General features: G+C 37.3%; 14 protein-coding genes. 7 read left to right on the top strand and 7 right to left on the bottom strand.

Annotated features, from left to right (window positions below; all coding sequences use genetic code 11):
• Positions 1–53: 53 nt before the first annotated feature.
• The 3 genes from AABK36_RS08285 to AABK36_RS08275 form a co-directional block, all read right to left on the bottom strand.
• Positions 54–4,373: a GEVED domain-containing protein gene (locus AABK36_RS08285; RefSeq protein ID WP_309939396.1), complete on the bottom strand. Its 4,320-nt coding sequence runs from the start codon at positions 4,371–4,373 to the stop codon at positions 54–56.
• Between the two features lie 438 nt (positions 4,374–4,811).
• On the bottom strand, positions 4,812–10,676 hold the full coding sequence (locus AABK36_RS08280) for a zinc-dependent metalloprotease (protein WP_309939395.1): 5,865 nt from the start codon (positions 10,674–10,676) through the stop codon (positions 4,812–4,814).
• Positions 10,677–11,047: 371 nt separating this feature from the next.
• A complete protein-coding gene (locus AABK36_RS08275) occupies positions 11,048–11,368 on the bottom strand; it encodes a thioredoxin family protein (protein WP_309939393.1) in 321 nt (106 codons plus the stop codon).
• A 166-nt stretch (positions 11,369–11,534) separates the two neighbouring features.
• On the opposite strand from AABK36_RS08275, the gene AABK36_RS08270 reads away from it, so the two are divergent.
• Together AABK36_RS08270 and AABK36_RS08265 are read left to right on the top strand one after the other, a co-directional pair.
• A complete protein-coding gene (locus tag AABK36_RS08270; protein ID WP_338390320.1) occupies positions 11,535–14,150 on the top strand; it encodes a M43 family zinc metalloprotease in 2,616 nt (871 codons plus the stop codon).
• Between the two features lie 136 nt (positions 14,151–14,286).
• On the top strand, positions 14,287–14,709 hold the full coding sequence (locus AABK36_RS08265) for a LexA family protein (RefSeq protein WP_309939390.1): 423 nt from the start codon (positions 14,287–14,289) through the stop codon (positions 14,707–14,709).
• On the opposite strand, the gene AABK36_RS08260 is transcribed toward AABK36_RS08265, so the two are convergent.
• Genes AABK36_RS08260 through AABK36_RS08250 form a run of 3 tightly spaced genes read right to left on the bottom strand, consistent with a single transcriptional unit; the run spans position 14,706 to position 17,563 of the window.
• A complete protein-coding gene (locus AABK36_RS08260; RefSeq protein WP_309939388.1) occupies positions 14,706–15,620 on the bottom strand; it encodes a helix-turn-helix domain-containing protein in 915 nt (304 codons plus the stop codon). The genes AABK36_RS08265 and AABK36_RS08260 overlap by 4 nt on opposite strands.
• Before the next feature lie 32 nt (positions 15,621–15,652).
• Positions 15,653–17,086, bottom strand: coding sequence for an aldehyde dehydrogenase family protein (locus tag AABK36_RS08255; protein ID WP_309939386.1), 1,434 nt, complete (start codon positions 17,084–17,086; stop codon positions 15,653–15,655).
• Between the two features lie 33 nt (positions 17,087–17,119).
• The gene (locus AABK36_RS08250) at positions 17,120–17,563 is read right to left on the bottom strand and encodes a DUF2147 domain-containing protein (RefSeq protein ID WP_309939385.1); all 444 of its coding nucleotides are present in this window, start codon (positions 17,561–17,563) and stop codon (positions 17,120–17,122) included.
• A 224-nt stretch (positions 17,564–17,787) separates the two neighbouring features.
• Between AABK36_RS08250 and AABK36_RS08245 the strand changes: the two genes are divergently transcribed.
• From AABK36_RS08245 to AABK36_RS08230, 4 genes are all read left to right on the top strand, one after another.
• Entirely contained in the window at positions 17,788–18,618 is an 831-nt protein-coding gene (locus tag AABK36_RS08245; RefSeq protein WP_309939383.1) for an SDR family oxidoreductase, read from the top strand.
• Positions 18,619–18,705: 87 nt separating this feature from the next.
• Positions 18,706–19,650, top strand: coding sequence for an alpha/beta hydrolase (locus tag AABK36_RS08240; RefSeq protein ID WP_309939380.1), 945 nt, complete (start codon positions 18,706–18,708; stop codon positions 19,648–19,650).
• Positions 19,651–19,718: 68 nt separating this feature from the next.
• Positions 19,719–20,600, top strand: coding sequence for an alpha/beta hydrolase fold domain-containing protein (locus AABK36_RS08235; RefSeq protein WP_309939378.1), 882 nt, complete (start codon positions 19,719–19,721; stop codon positions 20,598–20,600).
• A 2-nt stretch (positions 20,601–20,602) separates the two neighbouring features.
• Positions 20,603–21,514 carry a helix-turn-helix domain-containing protein gene (locus AABK36_RS08230; RefSeq protein WP_309939377.1) on the top strand — a complete coding sequence of 304 codons (912 nt, stop codon included), beginning with the start codon at positions 20,603–20,605 and terminating at the stop codon, positions 21,512–21,514.
• Positions 21,515–21,565: 51 nt separating this feature from the next.
• Here the strand turns inward: AABK36_RS08230 and AABK36_RS08225 are convergent, their stop codons facing one another.
• Positions 21,566–21,760: a hypothetical protein gene (locus AABK36_RS08225; RefSeq protein ID WP_309939375.1), complete on the bottom strand. Its 195-nt coding sequence runs from the start codon at positions 21,758–21,760 to the stop codon at positions 21,566–21,568.
• Between the two features lie 150 nt (positions 21,761–21,910).
• Here AABK36_RS08225 and AABK36_RS08220 point away from each other — a divergent pair, with 150 nt between their 5' ends.
• On the top strand, positions 21,911–23,170 hold the full coding sequence (locus AABK36_RS08220) for a 3-phosphoshikimate 1-carboxyvinyltransferase (RefSeq protein WP_309939372.1): 1,260 nt from the start codon (positions 21,911–21,913) through the stop codon (positions 23,168–23,170).
• The last annotated feature ends 104 nt before the right edge of the window (positions 23,171–23,274 follow it).

The following is a 23,274-nucleotide window of genomic DNA, read 5'->3' as shown; positions in this document are numbered from 1 at the left end:
AAAAGCCCCACTTCTAGTGAGGCTTTCAATAAATATATCTTATAGAGCTTGATTTATTTTGCCAAAATTACTCTTGTATTTTTGCTAATACCATTAATATTCAAGTTTACAATGTAAACGCCTGATGGCAAATTCGACAAATCAATCTGGCTTGCATTTACAACTTTCAATAATTGTTCGCCCAAAGAATTATAAACTATTGCATCAGCATTTAGAGCTCCTAAAAACCTAACAATACCTGTTGTCGGATTTGGATACACAGATACTTTAGTCAAATCATCTATATCCAAAACGACCTGATCACCTTGTAAAATATTCACTCCAAAGTCTTCTGTTTCGCCGCTATCAATGCTTGGGCATGGGCTAGCAGGATTATTATTATTTACATACTGAACAGTCGTCCTCAAAGGCACTCGTTTACCTACTTTAGCATCCAAAGGAACAGTGACATCAACAGTATATGAAACATCATCATTTTGAGCTGCAGAGTTAAATTCATTCAAACCTAGGAGTTCACTGTCTTCAAACACACCATTATAATTCCAGTCTGCCCATGCAACCATTCTTATTTTATCCCCATTTCCAGAGCTACCAGTATTTGCTGTAATTGTCAAGCTTGCTGTCTCCCCTGTTTTCAAGTCGATATTATGAGTATCAATCAAATCATTATAAGTGCCCGTATTACCATTTGAATAATTAATAGTGCCTATGCTAACATTTTTAATATGGCTATAAGCAGTGCTTCCTCCAATCAATGGCTTGCAAATAGAATACTCACTTACAGTAACATATTGCTCTTCTGTAAATACATATTCTTGTCCATCAGATGCGGTTACTTTCAAAGTCACGTCATAACTTCCCAAAGTTTCGTAAACTACTTTAGGAGGGTTCTCACCACTGTAAGTTGAAGGGCTAGCTCCAGTAAACGTCCATTCCCATTCAACTGGCGTCACACCATTATAGAACTTGGTTTTATTTGAAAACATGGCGCTATTTCCTTGAACAACATCTGTATAATCCGCTATAAAATTAGGAATCACATTAACAGACTGATCAACAATATCCAAACCATAATCTTCAGATTCACCGGACTCAACGTGTCCACAGCCAGTTTCTCCATCATCTCCAGCTTGATTATTCACTAATATTCTCAAAGCCACTCTACGACCTTCAACAGCATGGTCAGGAACAACAAAATCCAAATTATACTCATCATCAGTAAAAGTACCTAAAGACAAATACTCTTTTTCTCCAATCTTCTCACTGTCTTCCAAAATTCCATTATAATTCCAGTCGGCCCAAACTCTAACTTGGACAACAAAATCATCTCCATCAGAAGTTTTCGCAGGTAAATTACCAGTATTTGTAACAACTTTCAATGACAATGTTTCTCCTGCTTTAGCTGTTGTCGCCAACTCGTCAATATAATCAACTGATCTATTATCGTTGCTCGTTGAATTGTTTATTGCTCCTAACTCAACACTCTTAATATAAGGATATCCCCACCATTCGGTCGTCACCTCGCAAAGTTTGTATTCAACTACTATAAAATCCGATTCAGTAATCGTAATAACTTCACCCGTTGAAGAAGTTACTTTAAGTGTCACATCATAAGATCCTTCTTGATCATAAACCACAACCGGAGGAACTTCACCTATAAATGAAGCAGGTTCGCCACCCTCAAAAGTCCATTCCCATGAATCTCCTTTAACACCTTGAGTAGTCTCAGTCAAGGCTGTAAACTGAACTTGCTGTGTCGGCACAGGATTATTATCATCAGCTATAAACGTAGCATTTATAGTTTTAGAACCTTTTTCTATAATAATACCATAATCTTCCGTATTACCGCTATCAAGATTACCACAGGCATCATCACCATCACTTCCTTGCACATAGTGAACAGTCGCTCTCATCGCAACCCTTTTGCCTATATCAGCACCTATTGGAACAGTTATCATTTTTGTGGCTGTATAGTTACCATCGCCATCAATATCCAAATTAGAATACGGATCACTCAACACAAGCTCGCTGTCCTCAAACATGCTGTTATAATTCCAGTCTATCCAAACTTGCAACCTATTTTTATCTAACTCACCGGAATTTCCTTTATTAATCGTTACGGTTAGAGGGTATCTTTCTCCCGTTTGGACGGTTCCTGCTATTGTATTGTAATTATCCTCATAGCTGTAACCTTGAGCTGTTGTGTTATCAATGCCTGCAAACTTCAAGTTTGTGATATGCGTATAACCTCCATATGAAAATGTAGGTGTGCAATACTCAAATGTTGTCGTAATGATATCGGTCTTTGTGATTTGATCAGTATTACCTTCACTGTCTGTAATTTTAAGTGACGCGCTATAGGTACCTACTTCTTCATAAATGATATCCGGAGGATTTTGACCTTCAAATACATCCGGAGTCCCTCCAGGAAAAGACCATTCCCATTTTACAATAGGGTTATCTTTTGGACTTGTACTTATATCATTAAAACTTGCCGGGTAAGCTAACAACTCCCCCTCTCTTCCATATACAAAATCAGCTTTCAAAGGAGCATTCTCAGGAATAATATACAAACCATAATCCTCTACTTCTCCAGAACTATACATGCTACACGAGTTTTCAATTCCTCCTCCAACATAATGTACCATAGTTCTTATACCTGTCAATCCTTCTTTAGCGTCATCCGGAACCGTAATCGTAATATTTCTTACGTAATGCCCATTTTCATCCGCATCTTCAAATTTGAACTGATGATCTTCCAAAGATTCATCTTCATCAAAAAACTTATTTTGATTCCAATCAACCCAAAGCCTCATGGCTCTGATCCCTGTCGTACTTGAACGTCCTCTAGTAGCTCTAATACTTACTGTAAACTCATCTCCTTTATTTTTTCTATGAATATACTTGCCGATGTAATTCGAATAGTTATCATTTTCTGATGTATATTCATTACCGTCAATTGTCACTGATGTGATACTTGAATAATTAGCATCTATATATAAAGGATGGCAATAATCCTCATTAGGGTCATTGAAAATTAGTCTAATATCACTTTTTGACGCGTCGCTTACTCCATCAATACCTCCGCTCAATCCAGTTCCTAACACGGACAAACTTACATTACTTACCAAATCGCCAGCTCCATGACTCTGAGCATTGCCTTCAATTGTCAAGACAGCTTCAGTAGTATTTCTAGTAACGATTTTAGCCGTCAAACCTTCTGGCAAATTCGCTATTGTAAAATCCGTTCCAGAAACCCACGTTTCTCCAGCTGACTTAGCAAACTCTAACCCTCCTTTTGCAAAAATCACTAGTGAATCTCCAATTGAACCATCATTGGACAAACCTTCTGTTAGATCTGTCAATGAATATCTCAAGTATTTGCCTATCGGACTCCTTTCAGAAACACCCGTAGCCACTAGGTTAGACTCCTGCCACAAACTAATTCTTTGAGGGTTTCTTAATCCTGCTTCCTGACTTGTCATTCTGCCAACCTGTCCTTTAGTGAACATCGCATAATAATCAGTATAATCCATAAAGTTTTCTACATTCATCACTTCATCAAAGCAATTAAGCGATCCCTTTTCTTGTCTAGAACTTCCTGATTTCTTTGGAGTATCTTCTACATGATCATCATCATTGTTAGCGCTGCACCCCTGATTAAAAACATGTCGTAGTCCCAAATAATGTCCAAACTCATGTGTTAATACTGATCTGAAATTTTCATTGGTATTAGACCCCACATACCTTCCATTGTGAACAACTCTGGCTGTATTATTTTCCATCATATTACTTGCCTCACCTTGTTCTGGTAACCAAGCAACTCCAGAATTATAAAAATCACCATCATCATAAAGATCAAGCATGATATAAACATTCATGTATTTACGATTATCCCATGCGAATTTTCTGATTTCATTATCATAACCGCCCCCATTACCAAAACCGGCTCTGACAGGATTAAAAGTTACTCCTGTCGTAGGATTACCATTTGGATCTAATTGAGCTAATTTAAACTCAATATTCATCGCCTGTTTATCATCTTGAAACTCATCCATGATTGTCTGGAAATCATCCCTTAATCCTTGAAAGTCTTCATTGGTAAGTCTTAAAGCTTCCTCTACAATTTCAACCGTCATTTTCTTCCCAGCGAAATCATCGCCAAAAATATGGAATACAACCGGGATTATAAATTTTCCATCCTGAGGATACCAAGGCACATGGTCCGCTTTAGTCCTTTTCGAAATATTTTCTGTGGTCGAAATGTCCACTTGAACCTTGCATGGTTTAGGAATATCGTTGCCAACTTGAGCCCATAAACTCCCCATAGTCAACAACATCAATATCCATACACTGTGTAGTTTTTGTAGCATATTTGTATGTTTTAAAGAAAATATAACTACAAATTAAAAATTTAATAGATTAAATGCAAAAAGCATATAGTTTCAATGAAAATCCAAACTAAATACCATGATATATATTAAAAATATTTTAATCCTAATCATAATAAATAAAAAATGCGCTTATTTCTATCGAGAGAAAAAACAAACGCATTTTAACAATTGACTCATTCACATTTAATAACCATTAGTGGTAATCATCTAAAAGTTTATATATCATTCTGATAAATACTAATATTCCAAAAATGTCATGCCCGCCAAATTATACGAGCTTCTAACTCAATATCACAAACTAAAACGCATAACTCAAGACTATGAGTCTTAATCACCTTGTGTTACAAATTTTTAAAATAAATAAAAAGAGGCTGTCTACTTATAAGACAGCCTCTCTATTTATTAAAATCTGAATTTCTACTTCTTAATTACTTTAACTCTTTCAGCAAAACCACTTTGTTTCGACATTATCTCCACAATATAAATTCCAGACAACAGCTTGGACACATCTAAATTGATTTCACTTTCACCAACTTTCATCATGGCTTCAAACACCACACTACCGTTTAAGTCAAATATTCTAATGAATCTCTCTCCTTCAGAAACTGATCTAATATTCATATTATCAGTCACCGGCACTGGCGAAATCTGTAATTCTAATGAATTCGCCTCATCAATTGAAGTAATATCCTTGCAACGGCTTGCTTCTGACACTTCAAAAGTCTCCGAATATCTGCAATCTGAGTTTTTACTGAAATAAGCTTCCACCGTCAATAAAGCATCTGATGACATATTTCCTTCCAAAACAACTTCTTGCGGGCTATCTTTTATCTCGAACTCCACTCCATTAACAACCAATGAACCTGTAGAAGGAGCATTATCATGCTCGATATAAATAGTCAAGTTATAAATGTATCCATTGCATTGAATTGAGGCAGGGTCATGAGATATTGAATTAATAGAACATGATGCCACTTCCAAAGCTTTCTTTTCTGAAGCGCTCAACGATACATCTAGAGTCTTCATTTGAGTATTAAAGTCCAAAGAAAACCCAGCTCCAATAGTATATAATTCAATTCCATTTCCATACGGCACATTAGGAATACTGTATTCAAAATAAGTCTTGTTCTGAGACTTTGGAACAATAAACCTCTCAACTTGCTTGCCTTCAATATTAGTCATCACCTCCAACAAAACATTTCCAGCCAATTCACAGTCCTCAAAGGTAATTCCCACATTCATTGTCATGGTACTGCTTATAGGATCAATATTGCCTATTCCCAGCTTCTCCACACTTATAATTTCACAAGTTTCTTTTTCTTCCTCACAAGTTTGAACATCTGTATTCAATGGCTCAATATTGCATGTGTTATAGCCTTCCACGCTTATAACAACCTCGTTAGAGCTAGAACTATCATGAACTAAATCCAATTCAATAAGCTGAGGACTAGCTTCAACAGCATATGCAATGCCGTTTACTATAATCTTGTCATCTTCCGCCAAATCTTCATGATATACTTTAACACCTTGAGTATACTCCATTCCATTTTCAAGGCATTGGTCAAGATCTAACAATACCACGTTCAAAATTGGACAAGCAGACAATTCTTTGCATGGTTCAGGAGCTTGATAAGCACTCTCCTCTTCAAAGTTGCAAGCTTCAGTATCTGAAAACCTCACATACAGATCATGACTTTCGCCATCAGCAGAAAGTCCTTTCATTGTGATCATTTGAGGATTGGACTCTACTTCATATGATCTGCCATTTACAACAAAATAGCCTGACAAATCATGATTCTCAAAGCTTATCAATATATCTTGATCGAATTTCCCTCCTTCATAACACTCGCTAGTTTCTCCTACCTCAACATTCAACTCACAAGGCAGGCATTCACTAGGAGCTGTAAACACATCATCAAACTTCGCTATGCAACCTCCGTTAGCTTGAGTAAAAGCAACCATCACACTTCTTGTAAAACCATTTGCCTTAACGCCTTCCAATGTAATAGTTTGCGGGCTTCCTGTTACTTCAAACTCTTCCAAATACCCATCCAAGAGGTCAATCGCAAGCATACTTCCCTCAGGCTGATCCTTGTAGAAAACCGTAATTTGCTGATTAAACAAACCTGTCTCTGGATCGCATGAAGACGTAGTATTAGCTATAACTTGCTCAATTTCACACTCCCTATTCGGCTCCATTCCTGAAACTTCACCTTCAATAGAGCAGCTTGGCTCATCTTTGAAGTAAGCAAACACTTCCTTATCAAACCCATCTCTTACTAAATTTTCAATCTTAATATCAGCAAATGGGGCATTGGAATCAACTTCATACTCTTTATTATTCACCACTAATACGTCTCCCTTAGCTTGTGCAAATGAAATTCGTACTGTTTGATTAAATAGGTAATTAGAAACAATCTCTTTACTATCATCCAACTCCTCAACGCTCGATATTACACAAGGCAAACAATTCTCTGGGGCTATGAACACCTCTTCTTGATACCATAAACATTCCTCTTCCGATTCATCAAAATGAACAGAAATATTTACAGGCTCTCCATTAGACTCCAAATTCAACAATTTAACTCTTTGCGGACTAGAAGTAATTGCAAATTGTTGTTCATTCACCACCAAATATCCTGACTTAGGAGCTTTCTTATATTCCACAATCAATTCTTGAGAATATGTATTAGTCGCAGGATTACATAATGACTGTTTTTCTTGATCAACTCTTACGTCAAGAATAGTACACGGTTCGCAATTTTCAGGAGCCTTGAATAGTTTCGGTTTATATTCAGAGCATCGATTATCAGCGGTAAAGAATACCTCTACATTTTGAAACTTTCCGTTCGACTTAAGCTTATCCAATACTAATAATTGCGGGCTTTCCTCAATATCAAAAAACTTCTCATACTCGTCATTGATTTGAACTTTAATTTGCCCTTGCTTCACTCCTTGGCTTGTAGGAGGATATTGATAAGAGAACAACAATGAAGCTTCATACTCATTTGTTTCCGGGTCGCAAATCAACTCATCTTCTTCGCCCACAAAAGTTACGCTTTCGATAACACATGGCAAACAATTCTCAGGAGCTCTGAAAGCATCTTCCATTTCATAAACACAGCTTTCATCTTCCGAAAAATAAACTCTTAAATCAACGTACTCCCAATCAGATGGCAACCCGTCCAAATCAATAGAAACAGGATCTTTTCTCCTATTCAATACATCAACCTCATAAGTTTTAATCTCATCTCCATCTTGACTTGCCACAACCACTAGCTGACCATCAACTTTAGGCGAATGCTCAAAATGAACAGTAATTGATTGCGAGTATTCGTTATTTTCAGGATTACAACTTGTTTGATCTATCACATCTACATCAATGCCTGTAATATTACAAGGCTCGCAATTTTCCAGTGCTGTAAATGCCTCCAAAAACTCCCCTCTGCACTCTGTATCATTATCAAAATAAACTACAACATCGTGCACTGCCATATCTGAGTTTACTTCAAACTGAACTTCTTGCTCTACCTCTACTCCATCAGCATCTTGATCCAAAGGCTTTATCGGAACAATAATTGGATCTGCAATGCCGCTGACTTCGACCACTAAATTACCCGTCTTAGGTGCCTTCTTATGAACCACTGTCAATGTCTGTAAATATGTATTCGTCTCAGGATTACAAGCTTCTTGATCCGAATCCCTGACTTCTACGATTCCGCAATATTCACAATTTTCTGGAGCTATCGTAACATCTTCGAATTCATTCGAGCAATCAGTGTTTTTTGTAAAATAAGCTCTAAAATCCACTCCTTTTCCATTAGAAGGCAAGCCTGTGATCGTAATCGTTTGCGGACTTTGTTCAATATCAAATTCTTGAGATATATCATCATTGACAATTTTCAATTTGCCGCTCTCCGGCGCTGCTAGATGAGCCACTTCAACTGTCAAGTCAAAGGTATTCGTTTCAGGTTCACAATCCGTTTGGCTTACAAATGTAACTTCCGGTATGCGACATGCCAAACACTCCTCAGGAGAGGTAAACAGTTCCTCCGCTTCCAAGAAACATCCTTCTTTTTCTGTAAAATAAGCTGAAACATCCACAACTTCTCCTGTAGCATCCAACTCAGTCAACATCACCTTTTGAGGACTTCCTGTTATTTCAAACTCCTGTCCGTTAACAACTAATTTACCAGAAGCTGGCTCATCAGTATATTCAACGATAACTTCTTGAGTATAAAAATTAGTGATTGGATCACAAGCTGTTTGCTCTCCCCCTTCCGCTGATATGTTTGTGATAATACAAGCCGCGCATCTTTCAGGAGATCTAAAAACTCCTTCTACTTCATTTTTACACAAAGGCTTAATGGAAAAATAAGCTTCAACATTTACCATTTGTCCATCAGCAGGCAATCCAATTAGTTCCACTTCCTGAGGACTCCCAGTTATTTCAAACTCTTGTCCTTGAACTACCAACTTTCCAGCTGATGGCTGATCAGCATATTCAACGATAACCTTTTGATTATATTGATTGGTTTCTTCCTCACAAGCAGTCTGACTTCCCTCTACGGCTTTAATAGACGATATCGCACAAGGCAACCCATCATTAAGAATAATAACAGGATAATCCTCGGCCTCGCCTTTATCATAATTACCACAAGGTCCCGCTATTTGACTGCTTGAAGAAATAACTCGCATTGTAGAATGCCCCTCAAGCCCTCTTGGGCTAACAACTGTAAACGTAGACGTATTTCCAACAGCATTATCCAACACTTTCTCGTCATCAGAATAAACACCATCTTGATTATGATCAATCCAAATTGATGTGTAATTTAAAACTGAAGACTTTTCAAGTGTGATATCATAATTTAATCCAATTCCTAAAAACACAGGATCAACTTTCTTCACAAAGCTTTGATAATTATACTTTGTCCATTGATTTCTTGAATAGCTATCACAGCCAGACTCCAAGTTTTCTAATACAGGCTCTCCACTCCCATCACTTCTTTCAACAGTAATTGAATTTATACTTCCAGCTCCACATCCATTGTTAAAATATGGCAAACACAATGTAGGATCTACAGTAACCTCTGTTACATCAGTATATTTAGCTCCATGTCCATTGGATGATTTCACTCTGTAATAGTATGTTTTTCCAGCAGTAACACTATTATCAACAAACTGCTCAACATCAGGACCCACTCCACCCCAGTCAATCGCTCTAAATCCTTCAGTTGCTGACACTTCAGATCTTTCAATTAAATATCCCGTTTCATTATTGGCGACATCATCCCACTTTATGGCTACTTTTTTTCCATCCAAAGATACGGACGCTGTATTTTCCGGTATATTCACATCATCAAACGGGTCAGAAAAATCATAAGATCTGTGATTTTTTCTAACCACCAAAGCGTCTTCCATTTTACGGTATTGTTGCTCAGTAAACCGATCCTGACAGCCAGAGTAATAACTCATTATATTTCTGATGTCTGGAGTATATACTTGCCCATTAGCATCTCTTGCATTGCCCGTATAAGCACAAGTATTTCTATTCCAATTTGGCACCGAGAAGTTAGCCCCTGGATCTGCAGGAGTATCGCATATTTTATCTCCAGCGGTAGCACAATTTGATCCATTGACTAATTCTGCAAACGGACTATTTGGATAATGCTGACCATTACTTCCGTGGCCAGTCTGGTCAAATGTATGAGGAAGAGCTAAAAAGTGACCAACTTCATGAATCATTGTTGTTCCAACCGCGACACCGCAATTTCTCATTACAATTCTAGTTGTTCGAATATTATCTTGTGGAAAATAGGCATACCCCATTGTTCCGTAACAATCACCCCCTCCATCTATTGAATTAACAAAATATACATTAGCTGCATTAGTTACATCATTGCCAGCTGCAAGGGCTCCTTCTTGACCAGCAGAATAATTATAATATTGATCGCTATCAATATAATTTGGTTCTCCTGTAAGATAAAATTCCAAATTAGAACCTCTATAATATTTATTCAACCAAGCTACCATAGAATTTATATCTGCCAGAGGCAATCCTCCCGAACCGTCATTTCTTCTGACTACATGTGGTTTTAACGGCACATATGTCATTTCTTCAAAATCAACTTTCTGACGTTTGGCATTAATCTCATTCAACTGCAGATTAAATTCAAATCTTTCTTGTTCAGTAATTTCACGAGCTCCACAGTTCCAAATTTCTTGGGCTGAAAGCCCCATGGACATAAAAAAACAAAGTAAAAAGAGGTAGAGTCTTTTCATAGTTATATTATATTTTAGGGTAATTTATCACAGAATTAATAATACAACTTCTTAAATAGTTGTATTTTACTAAAAACCTTACTTAATAATATATATCAAATAATTTAATTTTAATAAAAAAATAAATAAAATTTGAATCCTTGTTTAAATACTGAGAAGTATCTATTCAAATCCAGACAAAAAAATACATGAAAAAATTTTACACTATAAATCACATCATTAACAAGATATAATTAAGCAAAATAAAAAATAGCCAAATTTAATTAATCGCCTCTAAATAAAGATATTTATTAATACTATATTAACTTCTATAAAGTTGATTTAAATGAATAGAAAACGCATAGCTTATAATTGACAAATAAGAATAAAAATCAATCATCAAACGCTCCCATTCTTTTCAATCTGTCAAGCTCATTTTCAAACAATGCCGTAGAGCCATTTTGATTTTTTCTCAAATACTCTTTGCCTCCAATATATAACACGAATAAAGGAGCTACATACACGCCTAACAATGCTCCTAACTCTGGGCTTTCTTTCAAATTTATATCTAATATTTTTATTTCTGGGTATTTCTCCAAAACCACAGTGATCTTCTCTCTTAACAATTTGCAAACACCACACATAGGCGATTGAAAATACACTATCACGCCCTTTCCTGCATTAATCTCACACTCCAGTTGACCTACTTCCATTTATTATTTTTTTATACGATAAAGACAATAAAATTTGATTCAAAAAATATTAACAACAAAAAAAGTCATATAAACATATTAAATTTCACATTTTAAATATTTATACCTAAATTTCATATAATATAATCATTCCCTAAACAAGCACATGAAATTAAAACTACTCGGGATGCAGATTTTAACATCTGCGTTCATAGCTTTTGGAAATTCCGGCTATGGTCAAAATCAAACTAATCATCATTATTGTGGATTTTCAAATGATAAATTAGAGCATTCAGCTATTACAAATATAGCACCTTCAGCAAATGAACTGCGAAGATCCAAAGCAGACGAGATTCTAACATTTCCAGTCGTATTTCACATCATCCATGAAAATGGTTTGGAAAACATTACAGATGATCAGTGCATCGAACAAGTAAAACAATTAAACGAAGATTTTCAAGCTTACAACGATGGATTCAATGATATTATTAATGAATTCTCTTCAGTAAAAGCCAATGTAGGATTGCAATTTAGTTTAGCGAAAAAAGACCCTCAAGGCAACTCTACTTCAGGTATCGTAAGACATTATGTAAAAGGTGGCTCAACGCAATATAATGGAGAAGAAGATGATATGATAAACTCCTATGGCTGGCCCAATGATAAATATTTGAATATATATGTGGTAAGGCAAGCCGATTACGGCAACCCTGGGTCTCCTGTAGGTTACGGCTCTGGTTGGGCTAGTCCAGTTACAGGGACAACATGCTCTTTTTGGGCTATAGGCCGTACACGTACCGCCTCGCCTACGCACCCTGGGTTAGTAACACACGAGCTTGGCCACTATTACAACCTTCCACACACTTTTCCAACACCAGGCACATGTGGAGATGGAGACGGCATAGCGGATACTCCTCCTACTGATGCAGCATCACAGTCCCCATTAGGAAGATGTGACTTAACTTATGCTCCTTGCGGAACACTTACGAACGCCCAAAACTTCATGGATTACTCAGAATGTCAAGTAATGTTCACAGAAGGGCAAAAATCTGTAATCAGACAAGCGTGCGCCAATATTTATGGTTCTATTAATTCACAAGAAAATTTGATCACCACTGGAGTCATCGGAGAAGCTGTAAGCGCCCAATTCTGGAGCGACCTAATCACATTGCCAAAAAATAACCCTGTGATATTCACAGATATTTCCGAGACGGAAAATGAAGAAATAACAAACTACAGCTGGGAATTTGAAGGCGGATCACCTTCTACTCACATAGGCAAGACTCCTCCTCCTATCACATACCAATCCAATGGAAAATACAATGTGAAACTTACCGTAACAACCGCTAGCGGCGAAACTGACTTTGAGTTAAAAGAGGATTATATTGAAATCACTGACGACCTTGTTATAAGAGATGGCGATTTCACAGTTTCTCAAGGAACATTCTGGGACCCCGGATTTGATGGCGACTATGGAGTAAGAACCAATCAAACTATGACTTTGCATCCTGAGAATTCAGCATCCAAAATCACTATGGTTTTCGAAGACTTTAATATGGAAGGAGGAAATTGCACCAATGATTATTTGACTATTTTCAACGGCCCGACAACCAACTCGCCAGTTATCGGAACTTATTGCGGAACGAACTCTCCCGGCACAATTGCTTCAACGCATTCATCTGGAGCTCTTACATTCAAATTCAGCTCCAATGTAGAAGCCCGTTATCCAGGATGGAAAGCCAGATTCGCATCAATTAATGAATCCCTGCCACCTATTCCTGCGTTTGAAATCTCTTCAACCTCTATATGCGAAGGGGAAAGCATACAGATCAACGACAAATCGCTTGGACAAATTGATCAATGGATTTGGGAATTCCCTGAAGGATCTCCAGCTTCCTTTACAGGCGCTACGCCTCCAGAGATTTCCTACGCAAAAGAAGGAATCTACGACATTCACCTTACTGTCAGCAACGAAAATGGATCCGAAAAAATCAGTTTGGAAAATGCGGTTCAAGTTGGGATAAGCGCATCTTTGCCTTTCGCTGAAAGTTTTGAAAATAATTTCCCTCCTGCCAACTGGAAAATCGTCAATCCAGATAATTCCATTACATGGGAACAACGCATAGGAGTTGGCAATAACTCAAGCTCTTGCCTTATCATCAACAATTCTGACTACAATGCTACTGGTCAAAAAGACGACCTGATTATGGAATCTCTTGACTTCTCCGAACATTCGGAAATTTCCATGACTTTCGATGTTGCCTATACCAAATATAACAACAACAGCCCTGACCAACTTGCTGTACTGGTGTCTACCAACTGTGGAGAAACCTGGACTAATGTTTACCAAAAAACACATACAGAATTAGAGACTGTAGCCATACCAACAAACTCTTCAAACGCATGGATCCCTAGTCAAGCAGATCATTGGAGAGTCGAAGAAATCAATTTGAGCCAATTCAGCGGAGAGTCGGATGTCATGATCAAATTCGAGAATACTACAGGTTTTGGCACAAGAATTTGGCTGGACAATATCAAAATAAAGATCAATGATATCGTTCTTGGAGACCGAGGACAAAGCAATAACATCAAAATTTATCCAAATCCAATAAATAACAAGCAATTCAATGTAGACGCACCACAATCCGGCAACTACGCTTTGTATTCGATCAATGGACATATTATCGAACAAGGGAGCTTGACAAAAGGCAAAAACATATTAAATACAAAAGTTAGTTCTGGCATTTATATTTTTGAGAGTAAAATCAATAATCAAACTACTCGAGAAAAAATTATTATCCTATAATTCGCATAGCAAATACATTATTCAATGGAGTCCATGAAAATGGCTCCATTTTTTTCATTAGCATAACTAACATTAATAGTTGATTAAGCGCTATATTTCGCAAACAAAAACTATTAATATTAGTCACATATTCATTATGCTACTTATTCATTCTATATCGGAAATAAGCAATTTGTCACTTCGCAAAGTTTCAAATTACATTCCCGCTGGGTTTCCCTCTCCCGCGGAAAACTATATAGAAAATGCCATTGATCTAAATAAAGAGCTTGTAAGCAATAGAGATTCAACATTTTTTATAAAAGTATCTGGTGAATCGATGAGAGACGCGGAAATATATGACGGAGATGTTTTGGTCGTTGACAGATCTATTAAGCCCAAGCATGGAGACATTGCTATATGCCGGCTAAATGGTGATTTCACTGTCAAAAAACTTCATTTGCAAGAAAAAGAAATTAAACTATATCCCGAAAATTCTGACTTTTCTCCAATAGAAATCACCGCCTTTGATGAATTTATTGTATGGGGTATAGTCACCTACACTATTCATAAAATCACTTAATTCACTGAGCTTCTAAAATCGTTTGGCGTAACACCTACTTTCTTCTTAAACAATTTGCTAAAAGACTTCGGATCTTCAAAACCTAGGTCATAAGCCACTTGGCTTATATTCTGATCAGAACTAAGCAATAAATTCTTTCCTCTTTCAAGCAAATAATAATCAATATGCTCTTTAGTATTCTTACCCGTTTCTTTTTTCAACAAATCACTTAAATAATTGGGAGACAATCCTATCTCTTCTGCACAGTATTTCACTGTAGGCAAACCCAAATTCAAAGGCTTTTCAGAATTAAAATAATCTATCAAAAGCCTTTCTATTCTTACCACCACGCTTTTATTCTGCTTGCCTCTTGTCAAAAACTGACGATCATAAAACCTTCGGCAATAATTCAAGAGCAACTCCAAATTCGAAACTATTAAATGCTTGCTATGAGCATCAATATTTTGATTATATTCTTCCACAATATTATTAACGCATGAAAGAATTTTAATTTTCTCTATTTCGGAAAGATGCAGAGCCTCATCAGTGTCATAGGAAAAGAAAGAATATTCTCCCATCTTTTTCCCCAAATCCGTTCCATACAATAAATCAGGGTGCACGAACAAACTCCAACCTTCAGAATCCAAAACTTCAGAGCTCAAATGAGAAGGATACATGATCTGGTTTGGCGCGGCAAACAACATCGTTCCTTCTTCAAAATCATAATATCCTTTTCCATATTTTATCTGGCCTGAAGAGTTCTTCATGGAAATGACATAAAAGTCTACCGTAGCACCTTTGAAGTCGATATCTTTCTCATTCAACTTCATATCCAAAAACTTGACAAGTGATATGCTGGGGTGCCTCGGAGGAGAGCATCCCAGCATCCTGTGCAATTCGCTGATTGATTTAATATGATAAATTCCTGCCATGTCGCCACTAGAATTAAATAAGTTCAACAATTCTACTTTACACCTACTTGTCCTCTTATCATTTTACGAGTTCTATCACTCTTGTATGGCTTGAAAAAATTTGTTGTGAACCTTCCCATCAAACCTTGCTCATGCACCGCTTTTGGGTTAGTAAAAGCCTGATACCCTATGAACCCGCCTTTATATCTACCCATGCCACTGTAACCTACACCGCCAAACCCAATATGATCACTATCAGCATGCATAAGCAAGTCATTAACAGTCACTCCTCCACTTGAAGTGTTATTGATAACTTTGTCAATTGCTTTACGGTTCTTTCCAAAAATATACAAAGCCAATGGCTTTTCTTTTCGATTAATCAAATGAATGACGTCGTCAAGATCGGAGTAAGTATAAATCGACAACACTGGGCCAAATATCTCATGCTGCGAAACCTTCAAGTCTTTCGAAGGATTCACAACCATAGTCATTGGAATCTTGCGAGTAAGCGGATCAGGCACTAATTCATTTTTAGGATTGCATTGAATAATTCGACAGCCAGCAGCCTTTGCCTCATCAATATATCCTGTAATTCTATTATAAGATTGGTCATTAATGATCGAAGTAAAGTTCTCATTATCAATGATCGAAGGATAAGCTTCTTCCACTTGATTTCTAGCTTCATCAATAAATGTTTCCAACTTGTTTTCAGGCAACAACACATAATCCCCCGAGATACATACTTGCCCCGCATTAGTAAGCCTAATCAAGCCAATCTTGGCTGCCGCAGTCTTAACATCAGCATCATCCAAAATAACACAAGGAGACTTGCCTCCCAACTCCAAAATTGTAGGCGTAAGATTCTTGGCATTAGCGGCAAGAATATGCTTACCTACTTCGGACCCTCCGGTAAAGAAAAACATATCCCAAGGCTGCGATGTAAACACTTTGGATACTTCCACATCGCCAGTTATCACAGCTAATTCATCTTCGGCAAAATACTCTGAAACAAGTTTTTTAATCAATTCAGCTGTTTTCGGAGTGCTTTCGGAAATTTTAATCATCGCCCTATTTCCAGCAGCAAGCGCATCAATGGCAGGATCAAAAGCCAAGCTTACAGGTGCGTTGAATGGAGACACGATACCCACCACTCCTAAAGGTTCATTGACAATATAAGTGCGTTGTCCAGTCAGAGACAATAATCCCGAAGATTTTCTTTCTCTGCGCATCCATTTCTTCAAATGCTTTTTAACTTTTTTGACATGAGAAAGCTGCGGAAAAATATCGGCTACAAAAATCCAATCTCTGCTGCGAGTTCCAAAATCTTGTTGCAATGCATTCGTGATTTCCTCTATATTATTTCGAGTCAATTGCTCCAACCTATTGAGTCTATCTATTCTTTCTTGATAAGTTGGCATATGCGACGCACGATAAGCCTTCTTTTGCAAGTTGAATATGCGTTGTAATTCAGAAATATTCTTATCCATGATAGTGCTTTTTAAGTTAAACTAATAAAAAACTTATTTGATACGTTTCCAGATCACTGTCTGCCCAAGCAAAGGAACACCTATATAACCTCTCATATGCATATCACCTCCTTTGAGCTTTATCAAGCAACTATACATTTTACCACTATTAGCATCATATATTTCTCCTTCTGTATATTCTCCATTCTTTTTGTATTTCAAACCTATCAAATTCGTAATACCCACAAGATCTCTTGACTTCAAATCATCATCAGGATTATTGACATCCTTTTTAGAAGTTACACCATCTTCTTCCACAATATCTTTACCCCAAAGCAGTTTTCCGCAATACTTGTCTTCGCATTTATATATTTCCATTCTGCCATCCTTGTCTTCAGTCTCCCAAATTCCAATAATGTCATCAGAATGGCTTTGAGCGAATAAATTTGTCGTTGCCAATAGGCAAACAAGCATCATGATTAATTTTCCAACTTTCATAACAGTCTTTTTTGATGTTAAATGTTTAAATCAACACTGCAAAGGTCACCAAACAAAATATCATGCAAGAGGCTCGATTACTTTAAAAGGTTGCCAAATCACTGAACTCCAAGCACTCAATAAAATGCTCATCCTGAAAACTGATACGAACTTCCATAATTCGGATACTTTTTCGCCATCCATACTACCGACATTTGTATCATCGAATCAAACAAAAGAAAACGATGAACAAGACAGTATTGATTACGGGAGCATCTTCAGGATTTGGAAAATTAGCGGCAATAACATTTCATAAAAACCACTGGAATGTGATCGCGACTATGAGAAAACCCGAAAAGGAAACAGAGCTTAACCAACTAGACAATGTCCTCCTTCTTCGCATGGATGTAACAGAAAGAGCTTCAGTGAAACAAGCAACCATAAAAGGAGTTGCTCGCTTTGGGTCTATAGATGTATTAGTCAATAATGCAGGCTATGGAGCCGTAGGTTACTTGGAAGAGGCTAGCGATGAAGACATTCGAAGACAAATGGATACAAACTTCACCGGAACCTTATATACTATCCAAGAATCTCTTCCTATCATGAGGCGACAAAAAGAAGGTGTGATAATAAATGTAACTTCCATGGCCGGGACAATCGGACTGCCAATGCATAGCTTATATAACGCATCTAAGTTTGCCGTCGAAGGTCTTTCAGAATCTTTAAGATATGAACTGGAACCGTTCAACATACAAGTGAAAACCATTGCTCCAGGAGCCTTTAAAACTGGATTTGGAGGAGCTATCTCCTATACTGAAGGAAACAAGAAAAATGATCTCGAAGATTACAGGTTAAAATTTCAATCGCATTACAATCAAGTTGTAGCCTTGCCTCCAAAGCCCTTTGGATTCGGAGACCCTCAAATAGTAGCGGACTTAATATACAAAGCTTCCACCCAAAAAACAGCCGATAAAATCTTCGTTGGCAAAGACGCCAAAATGATGATTCCAATGAAAAAAATCATGCCCAAGTCTTATTTCACTAAAACACTCAAAGATTCTTTATTACCAAAGTAAGAACCTTAAGCTTACGAACAACAATGACGAAAACAAACATGTTGAGTCAACAAACCACATAGAACCATTAATCTCAAAGAAACTATCATGACTGAATTGAATTTAAAACCCGGGAAAAACACATTATTCTACCAAAGCAATGGAGCCAAAATAGCAGGAGACCTGTATCTTCCAGAAGACTTTGACGCATCAAGCTCCTACCCTGCAATATTCTTCGCAAGACCTCTATCGCAAGTAAAAGAACAAGCCTCTGCCGTATATGGGAAAAAATTCGCCGCGTTAGGCTATGTATTCTTCGCCTTTGAGCCATATAATTATGGAGATAGTGAAGGGCCTATAAGAAACTATGAAAGCACCGAGCATATTCTCTTGAATATATCAGACGGCATAAGCTTTTTAAGAACCATGCCTTTTGTCAACAGAGACAAACTAGCAGGCGTTGGACTTTGCATGGGCTCAATGTATATGACCTATACAGGTGTCAGCGATAAGAGACTAAAAGTTGTAGTTACCATATCAGGCTATCTCAACAACGCTTCTTTTCTATATAACATGATGTCCAAAGAGCAAGCTCTGCAATTGCTTAACATGCAAGCCGAAGAAAAACAAAAATATTATGAAACTGGAGAAGTTCATCGAGCGGACATCATGGGTGGAATCTTTAGCGAAGAAGGTCCTACTGAAGAAATGCCAAAATTCTTCAAAGATGCCTATTCATACTATTTTACAAAAAGGGCAGGTAAAGAGACATATCCAGCATACTCTAACATGATTCCTACATTTCAACCTCAAGCTGATATTAGGCTTAATGCTATTGGTTTTGCTCCATACTTCAATACTCCATACTTAGGAATCAGAGGTTCAGTAGCCATGACAGGGCCTATGACGAATGAGTTTTATGACAAATGCACTAATCCAAAAGAACTATTAGTTGTGGAAAATGCAGGCCACTTTGATCTGTACGACATAGATGAATATGTGGATCAAGCAATAAATAAAATAAATGACTTTCTTAATACTCATTTATCTTAAGTCAAAACAAATACGCTCCGCCTTTCTATTAAAAATTGGAAAAGCGGAGTACTTACACACCATGCTTTATGAAAAGATCAACCATCATAAACAACACCCTCAAAACAATCGGGTTTAAGCATATAATGACATGGCTGGTCAAACACCCTCCAAGAACACGTGCTAACTTCTACCCTGATTCGCTTCTCAAAAACAAAAAATTAACAACACAAATCTTTGAGACACTAGGAAAAACAACAGTCACTATCTCTCCAGTGCATCCCTCAAACCAAACTCATATAGTTTGGTTTCATGGCGGAGCTTATTGTCTTGAAGCTCTTCCTACTTATTGGCCTCTCTCCGAAACCATCATTTCAAAAATCAACTGCAAAGTCAGTCTTCTGGATTACCCTCTAGCTCCTGAATTCACGTATGCAGACACTTTCAACATGCTAGAGAAAGCCTACATAAATTTGACGGAAAAATTCCCCGAAGATGATTTTATATTTCTTGGAGACTCCGCCGGAGGAGGATTATCATTAGCCTTCAACCAATACATAATCAAAAAATCATTTCACAAACTTCCTGTCAAAAATATTCTCGTCTCTCCATGGCTTGATTTAAGCCTATCAAATCCAGATATTGATGAACAAGTAAAAAAAGATGTTATTCTTACCAAGAATATGCTAAACTGGGCTGCCGATAAATATAGCGGAGCCAATGATAAAAACATTCCAATGCTCTCGCCTATTCATGGAGATATCAAATCTTTGCCTACTATATTTATTTCAACAAGCACTGATGAGCTGTTTTATCCAGACAACTTAAAATTCATGGCATTACTTGAGAACAATGGCAAAGACTACCACCCTAAAATATCAAAAAAGCTACCTCATGATTGGCTTATTCTGCCCATTCCAGAGTCCAGAAAATTGCTTTTAGACATTATTGAGTTCATCGAAAAAGATTAATTATGAAAAGCATACTTCATGTCAACTCCATAAACGAGCTTCATAAGCTCATGCATTATGGCAAGCCCAAACACCCATTGATATCATTAATGGACTTAGCCAAAACTCAAATCGATGCATCGGAAAATGACACTAAAATCATAACCAATTTTTATTCGATTACCTTTAAGAAAATTCCAAACGGCACTTTCCTTTACGGGAGAAAAAATTGTGATTATGATGAAGCGTCTTTATTATGCATATCTCCAGGACAAACCATCACCATCAAAGGAATAGACAAAAATTGGCATATGGACGGTTGGGGCCTCTTCTTTCATCAAGACCTGATCCGAAATACCTTCTTAATGAACAAGATTGAAGAATATAGCTTTTTAGGTTACAATGAAAACGAATCTTTGCATCTATCAGAACATGAAAGCGATCTACTACAAAAAATCATCAATGTCATAGAAACTGAATATCAACTCAACCTAGATGTATACAGCAGAGATATTATCGTCTCAAATATTGAAGTTCTATTAAATTATTGCAGAAGATTTTATGGAAGACAATTTATCACTCGAACAAGCAGTAATTATGAGACTGTAGGAAAATTCGAAAATTACCTGAAGCAATACTTCACATTGGACATTACTAAAGCCGATGGCTTGCCAACCGTAAGCTATTTCGCTGACAAGCTATCATTGTCAGCAAGCTATTTAAGCGATTTACTAAAACAAGAAACTGGCAAAAGCGCCAAGGAGCATATACATTTTAAATTAATCGAAGTTGCTAAAAATCGTCTCTTGGCCAGCAATGAACCTGTAAGCCACATTGCCTACGACCTTGGCTTTGAACAAAGCCAAAACTTCAGCCGTCTTTTCAAGCAAAAAACAGGATATACGCCAAAAGAATTTCGAAATACCTCTGAATAAAAAAGCCGAGCTCTTTCAAGCTTCGGCTTCAAATTTTAAATCCACCAGCCCCTATTTCTTGAATTTTTCTGTCAAATGCTCAGCTATATGGCCAATATGGTGATGTCCTCCTCCTGAACAACATGATTTCTTGCTATGAGAGCAGCACTTCTTGCCAAACAGCATCCATGCCACTACACCCGCTCCTATGATACCTCCAGCGATCAAACTGACCATTGTGATATTGTGATCATCCCTATTCATCATGATATTTTAAAATTTATGAATTAAATAAAACCAAGTCTTTCTTTTTTTTACTGAAAAGAACTATTTTCCCGAAAATCGCGGGAAACTCGCTTCTCGTTACTTTAACACCTCAATTCAAGCTATTGTTAGCTGAAATACTGGCGAAATTCTATGAATACAGATAATCTGAAACAACAGGAGCAAATCCAAGTAAGAAAACCTAAATCAACGATCAACAGTTCCATCTTGCTTCCTTCTTCAAAAAGCGAAAGCAATAGGTCACTAATCATCGACGCTCTCACTGGACATCAGTGCCAACTTATCAATCTCTCCGAGGCTAGAGACACTCAGACAATGATTAGACTTCTCAAGTCAGAAGGTAAAATTCTTGATGTACTTGACGCTGGAACAACAATGAGATTTTTGACTTCGTATTGCGCGCTAACCAATAAGCTTAAAACGTTGACAGGAACTGAGCGAATGCAAGAAAGGCCGATTAAGATTTTAGTAGATGCGCTGAGAGAAATAGGCGCGGATATTGATTATCTGAATCAAGAAGGTTATCCTCCTATTGAATCCAAAGGGTTTACTGGTCAAAAGAAAAGTGAAATCAGCATCCCTGGGGACGTCTCAAGCCAATACATTTCAGCTTTGATCATGGTTGCTCCTTACTTGAATAATGGTCTCAATTTGCGACTTACAGGGAAAATCGGCAGCAAACCTTATATTGAAATGACATTGCAACTCATGCGACAATTTGGAGCAGATGCAAAGTTCATTAGTGATGACACAATCCAAGTAAAGCCCGGCACATACCTTCCTTCATCCTATCAGATTGAGTCTGATTGGTCAGGTGCCAGTTACTGGTTCAGCATTGTTTCCTTAATGGAAGGCAGTAAAGTAGAGCTTCTGGGCTTAAGAAAAAATTCTCTTCAAGGCGATATCAAAATTGTCGAAATCATGTCCAAGCTCGGGGTAAAATCAACATTCGTAGAAGATGGTATAATTTTAGAGCATTGCGCGACAAAAAAGGAAACAAGCATAGATTTCTCGGATTGCCCTGACTTAGCTCAAACAGTCATTGCTTTGTGCGCTGCTAAAGGCATCAAATGCGAAATGACAGGACTGGAAAGCCTTCGTATCAAAGAAACGGATAGAATCGCTGCCATGCAAACAGAAATTCAACGCTTTGGAGCGCAACTCATAGAAAATGATTCAAAAGACAAATGGGAAGTTATACCAGCACCAACGAACTGGGAGAAGAACTTTAATTATATTGACTTTGACACGTATGACGATCATAGAATGGCTATGGCACTAGCTCCATTGGCTATTGTATTACCTGTCAACATCAAAGAGCCTATCGTAGTCAATAAGTCCTATCCAAGATATTGGGAAAACCTGTTGCAAGCGGGCTTCGAAATCAAATAAATGATCAAAAAATCAAATATCAAAGCAAGTCACTTTACGACTTGCTTTTTTTATTTTTCTAAATTCAAATAAATAAAAAATAGCAGCAATATTTTATTGCTGCT

Origin of the sequence: Aureibacter tunicatorum (assembly GCF_036492635.1) — a bacterium.
In the GTDB taxonomy this organism is placed as follows: domain Bacteria; phylum Bacteroidota; class Bacteroidia; order Cytophagales; family Cyclobacteriaceae; genus Aureibacter; species Aureibacter tunicatorum.
Note: the sequence above shows the minus strand (reverse complement) of the source record. Positions and strands in the feature narration are given on the sequence as shown.

What these genes read in the sequence shown, in the direction of transcription:
- AABK36_RS08280 (WP_309939395.1), bottom strand. Translation starts at nt 10,676, where the DNA reads ATGAAAAGACTCTACCTCTTTTTACTTTGTTTTTTTATGTCCATGGGG.
- AABK36_RS08220 (WP_309939372.1), top strand. Translation starts at nt 21,911, where the DNA reads ATGAATACAGATAATCTGAAACAACAGGAGCAAATCCAAGTAAGAAAA.
- AABK36_RS08260 (WP_309939388.1), bottom strand. Translation starts at nt 15,620, where the DNA reads ATGGCAGGAATTTATCATATTAAATCAATCAGCGAATTGCACAGGATG.
- AABK36_RS08270 (WP_338390320.1), top strand. Translation starts at nt 11,535, where the DNA reads ATGCAGATTTTAACATCTGCGTTCATAGCTTTTGGAAATTCCGGCTAT.
- AABK36_RS08275 (WP_309939393.1), bottom strand. Translation starts at nt 11,368, where the DNA reads ATGGAAGTAGGTCAACTGGAGTGTGAGATTAATGCAGGAAAGGGCGTG.
- AABK36_RS08230 (WP_309939377.1), top strand. Translation starts at nt 20,603, where the DNA reads ATGAAAAGCATACTTCATGTCAACTCCATAAACGAGCTTCATAAGCTC.
- AABK36_RS08250 (WP_309939385.1), bottom strand. Translation starts at nt 17,563, where the DNA reads ATGAAAGTTGGAAAATTAATCATGATGCTTGTTTGCCTATTGGCAACG.
- AABK36_RS08255 (WP_309939386.1), bottom strand. Translation starts at nt 17,086, where the DNA reads ATGGATAAGAATATTTCTGAATTACAACGCATATTCAACTTGCAAAAG.
- AABK36_RS08225 (WP_309939375.1), bottom strand. Translation starts at nt 21,760, where the DNA reads ATGATGAATAGGGATGATCACAATATCACAATGGTCAGTTTGATCGCT.
- AABK36_RS08235 (WP_309939378.1), top strand. Translation starts at nt 19,719, where the DNA reads ATGAAAAGATCAACCATCATAAACAACACCCTCAAAACAATCGGGTTT.
- AABK36_RS08245 (WP_309939383.1), top strand. Translation starts at nt 17,788, where the DNA reads ATGAACAAGACAGTATTGATTACGGGAGCATCTTCAGGATTTGGAAAA.
- AABK36_RS08240 (WP_309939380.1), top strand. Translation starts at nt 18,706, where the DNA reads ATGACTGAATTGAATTTAAAACCCGGGAAAAACACATTATTCTACCAA.
- AABK36_RS08285 (WP_309939396.1), bottom strand. Translation starts at nt 4,373, where the DNA reads ATGCTACAAAAACTACACAGTGTATGGATATTGATGTTGTTGACTATG.
- AABK36_RS08265 (WP_309939390.1), top strand. Translation starts at nt 14,287, where the DNA reads ATGCTACTTATTCATTCTATATCGGAAATAAGCAATTTGTCACTTCGC.